Genomic DNA, 735 nt, shown 5'->3' on the forward strand with positions numbered 1-735 from the left:
CCGCAAGGGACTTCACCATCAAGAGCGTACCTTCTCCCGAAGTTACGGTACCATTTTGCCTAGTTCCTTCACCCGAGTTCTCTCAAGCGCCTTGGTATTCTCTACCCGACCACCTGTGTCGGTTTGGGGTACGATTCCTTACAATCTGAAGCTTAGAGGCTTTTCCTGGAAGCATGGCATCAATGACTTCACTACCGTAGTAGCTCGACGTCGTGTCTCAGCCTTAAGAGTRTCCGGATTTACCTAAACACTCAGCCTACGCACTTGAACCTGGACAACCGTCGCCAGGCCCACCTAGCCTTCTCCGTCCCCCCATCGCAATTGTAAGAAGTACGGGAATATTAACCCGTTTCCCATCGACTACGCTTTTCAGCCTCGCCTTAGGGGTCGACTTACCCTGCCCCGATTAACGTTGGACAGGAACCCTTGRTCTTCCGGCGGGGAGGTTTTTCACCCCCCTTGTCGTTACTCATGTCAGCATTCGCACTTCTGATACCTCCAGCATGCTTTACAACACACCTTCAACGGCTTACAGAACGCTCCCCTACCCAATGTTCATAGAACATTGCCGCAGCTTCGGTTTACAACTTAGCCCCGTTACATCTTCCGCGCAGGCCGACTCGACTAGTGAGCTATTACGCTTTCTTTAAATGATGGCTGCTTCTAAGCCAACATCCTAGCTGTCTAAGCCTTCCCACATCGTTTCCCACTTAGCTGTAATTTGGGACCTTAGCT

1 rRNA gene is annotated in these 735 nt (G+C 51.2%); it reads right to left on the reverse strand.

Annotated features, from left to right (window positions below):
* Positions 1-735, reverse strand: a 23S ribosomal RNA gene (locus CIK04_RS30575); the annotation flags it as partial.

The organism is Vibrio sp. 03_296 (assembly GCF_002265885.1).